Source organism: Shewanella sp. 11B5, assembly GCF_002836795.1.
Taxonomy (GTDB): domain Bacteria; phylum Pseudomonadota; class Gammaproteobacteria; order Enterobacterales; family Shewanellaceae; genus Shewanella; species Shewanella frigidimarina.
In genome coordinates this window covers 1-3,508 of record NZ_PJAP01000864.1, presented here as the reverse complement: position 1 = coordinate 3,508, position 3,508 = coordinate 1, and the positions used below count along the sequence as shown (strand labels likewise).

Below are 3,508 nucleotides of genomic sequence, written 5' to 3'. Positions count from 1 at the left end.
AACAGTGATGCCCGACATGACACGTATTGAACAATTCAATGCATCCTTACCTGAAACTGAACGTTGGAGTTTGGTGTCTGAAAATGGTGATACTCCTAGTAAAAAGCGCTTAACTGAATACCGAGAGCGTCAACAAGATCTGCATGAAGATAAAGACGAAACTAGCTATGAATTAGCGTTTTCTGATTTAATTGATTTGTCGACATTGGTTTTTGTCGGTGAGGATGACAATAATATGTCATTTACGTTTACACCCAATATTGATGAGCTAGACAATAACTCATTAGCAGGCGTGCTTTATTTGGATAAAACATCCAAGCATTTACGTAAAATTATCATCAGAAATACTGACGAGATAAATCCTGCGTTTTCAGTTACTTTAACTAAATTTGAATTAGAGTTAAGTTTTGATGTGTTTGAGGGATTAGTGATGCCAGCTCATACATCAACCACTATAATGGGTACAGCGGCAATTTTTAAGTCACTCGACAGTGTTCAAACTGTTACCTACAGCGATTATAAAATCCTCAACAATCCACAAACTTAATTGCATTTTGGGGCAATAAAAAACGCTATTTTTTTGAAAAATAGCGTTTTTTTATATCATTTCTTAGTTATTTTGCCTAAAAAGTAGAACTGCTTTAATGGCATTTACCTGAATCACAGCTTTTACTGCTTCCACAACTGCCAAATTTACCGCTGGCCAGTGGAGCATCCATCCATTCTGGTTCTGGGAAAATGGGCCATTCGATTTTTTTTGCTCGATTACCATGCATTAAAATATGGCCTCGATATTGGTTAATGCCATCGGTGCTAAATTCGAACATGAATGTTGCTTTCCAACAAATGCCAGTACTGCCACCAATACTTGGACGGGCCGATTCCATCGCAATAGCGAGTAGTTGTACGTTTTGTTTTTTACAGGCTTGCTCTGTAATCGTTCGGCTTAACTCTGCCATTTGTCGAAGTTGCCAAAAAAAAGCAGCAACAACAACTAAAGCAACAATTAATAAAAAATCAGTCATCATAGGCTGGTTGCTCTAAATAATCCGCCAATCGCGGTTGCTAATTGAACGCTTCTGTCAGGATGCCTTAAGTCGGCTAATAATCCAGAACGTAAGCTAGGTATTGCCACGATATCAGCAAATACTTGATTAAAGAAGTGCTGTGGCTGTTTTGCTAGCGCTTCTAAATAGTGTTTACGAGTGGCATCATCTTTTAACGCTAACCAGTTACGTGCTGCAATTGTTATTAGCGTGTTGTCGTCTAAATGTTGTTGTTCATTGAGTTGGTTAATCGCTGTCATACTGTATTGAACATCAGATGCTAATGCCGCTAAATACATCACTTTTATATGATCTTGAGCTTGTTCTAATTGATTAAATAAGTGTTCCGCAAGGCGTTTATCAATATTAATGTGTTCTAAGCATTGGCAAAGGGCGGCTTGCACTTCAATAGGTGCATTATCAAGTGCATTTATAATGTCATCAAGATGGTTGAATTGATGTGCGCGAACGCAAATATCGGCTAAACCTTGTAAACCCAGTTGTGGCCATGTGTCTTGCGCTGCTTGGCCAGACAAATACTGCGTAGCAAATTCATATTGGCTCGATGCTGGTTGACCAAGCTGAAGCCTGACCAATGCATTAAATAACGCCAGTTTGTGTTGGTTAGGTTTAAAGCTGAAAGGGTGATTGGCTAATTGTTCTTGCTGTGCATCAGTTAATGCTTGGGTTGGATTACGACCCAGGGCTTCTAAAATCATTTTAATAAACTGAGTTCGAGGCGCAGGAGATAATAAACCTTGTTCATCTAAAGGTAATTTTACAAACCAAATATAGGGTAATTGCTCTTGTTGCCAAAACACGATAGCAAACTGCGCATGGCCTTGAATGGGATAAGGATACGGCGCCAGTAAAGAGTCAATTTGCTGAAAAGCTAACATATCGATATGTTGCACTCGACGACCTAAATCGTATATTTGAAATTGAGTATTTGCGGTCGTCAGAAACTGGCTTAAGGTGGTTATCTCGGTCATGGGGTCGTCACTAAATCAAAGAAGTTGGATGGGTATTCAATGGGCTAAATGATATCATACTCCGACTTAGCCTTTATATTGTCGTTCATGTTTATGCTTTATTTAGCCAGCCATAATTATTTAATTAAATTAGAACAATTGCTTAAGGAATTTCAGTTGTGGTCTGATACCTCACCTCCGGTATCTGCTTTAACGAGTACGGCACCATTTAGCTGCGATGTAATGGCATTTGAGCAATGGTTGCAGTTTATTTTTATTCCAAAGATGACCGAGTTAGTTGTGCAACGACAGCCTTTGCCGACCAATATGGCTTTAGCGCCCATGGCTGAGCATGTGTGGCAAGGTATGCACTATGGGGATGTTCTGATTGCTCAATTACAACAATTTGATACTTTGCTCAGTCAGCGTTAAGCGAGCAACAAACGCCACCACATAACAAAACAAACTAAGCCGATTCTGAGTTGGCCAATACATAATAAGTAAAGTGATAACACATGATCTCAAAAGAAAACGATGCTGAATACTCATTAGATAACGATGACTTATATGAACAAATAGGCTCGGAATATATTGATGAGAACGCTACTGCAGATACCGAATTAGACGATGACTTACACCCTCCCCATATCGACATTCTATTTGAAGATGAGCACCTAGTTGCTATCCATAAGCCTGCAGGTTTATTGGTTCATCGTAGTTATTTAGCCCGTAGGGAGCGATTTTTTGCGATGCAGATGACTCGTGATTTAGTGGGCTGCCATGTTTTTCCGGTGCACCGCCTAGATAGACCTACATCTGGAGTATTACTGTTTGCCAAATCGAGTGAGGTGGCTCGTGCATTATGTGAGCAATTTGCTGATCATAGTATTAAGAAGCATTATTTAGCCATTGTTCGTGGCAATATGCATAAGTCTGGCACGCTAGATTATGCCCTAAAACAGGAGTTTGATGATTTAGGCGATAAACATGTGGACCAGAACAAGGCTGCTCAAGATGCCGTGACGGATTATCAACCATTATTGAATACGGAAATACCGTTTAGTTCAGGTCGATACCCAACTAGTCGTTATGGCTTGGTAAAATTAAGCCCTCATACTGGCCGCAAGCACCAATTACGTCGTCATATGGCACATTTACGTCATCCAATTGTTGGTGATACAACCCATGGCGATGGTAAACAAAATAAGTTCTTTCGCGAACATTTTACTATTAACCGTTTGTGGTTGATTGCAAAAAGCTTGCAGTTTGTACACCCAGTAACTCAGCAATCAATGCATATTGAAACTGAGTTAGAAGCTGAATGGTTGACTGTTTTTAACGCATTTGGCTGGGATGATGATCAATTATCATCAATGCCAAGTATGTTATTAAGTTAATTCATTCGGTCTGCAAGCAAGGCTTTAAGCTTTTCAAATTCGGGGATATGCGGTATGGGTTCGTGCTGCTGTTGTTCGATGTGGAAATAATAGT

5 protein-coding genes are annotated in these 3,508 nt (G+C 39.7%); 3 read left to right on the top strand and 2 right to left on the bottom strand.

Going from position 1 to position 3,508, the window contains the following annotated elements; translation table 11 throughout:
• Nucleotides 1-547, top strand: a 547-nt coding sequence (locus CXF78_RS17345; RefSeq protein ID WP_219622089.1) for a hypothetical protein, incomplete at its 5' end; no start/stop codon positions are given.
• A gap of 94 nt (nt 548-641) precedes the next feature.
• On the opposite strand, the gene CXF78_RS17340 is transcribed toward CXF78_RS17345, so the two are convergent.
• Together CXF78_RS17340 and CXF78_RS17335 are read right to left on the bottom strand one after the other, a co-directional pair.
• Entirely contained in the window at nt 642-1,028 is a 387-nt protein-coding gene (locus tag CXF78_RS17340) for a DUF3301 domain-containing protein (protein ID WP_011636733.1), read from the bottom strand.
• The gene (locus CXF78_RS17335) at nt 1,025-2,038 is read right to left on the bottom strand and encodes a DUF3549 family protein (protein WP_011636734.1); all 1,014 of its coding nucleotides are present in this window, start codon (nt 2,036-2,038) and stop codon (nt 1,025-1,027) included. The genes CXF78_RS17340 and CXF78_RS17335 overlap by 4 nt, the downstream gene beginning before the upstream one ends.
• Before the next feature lie 48 nt (nt 2,039-2,086).
• On the opposite strand from CXF78_RS17335, the gene CXF78_RS17330 reads away from it, so the two are divergent.
• Complete coding sequence (locus CXF78_RS17330; protein ID WP_011636735.1) at nt 2,087-2,449, top strand: YqcC family protein; 363 nt, start codon at nt 2,087-2,089, stop codon at nt 2,447-2,449.
• Nucleotides 2,450-2,532: 83 nt separating this feature from the next.
• Complete coding sequence (truC, locus tag CXF78_RS17325; protein WP_102037459.1) at nt 2,533-3,414, top strand: tRNA pseudouridine(65) synthase TruC; 882 nt, start codon at nt 2,533-2,535, stop codon at nt 3,412-3,414.
• The last annotated feature ends 94 nt before the right edge of the window (nt 3,415-3,508 follow it).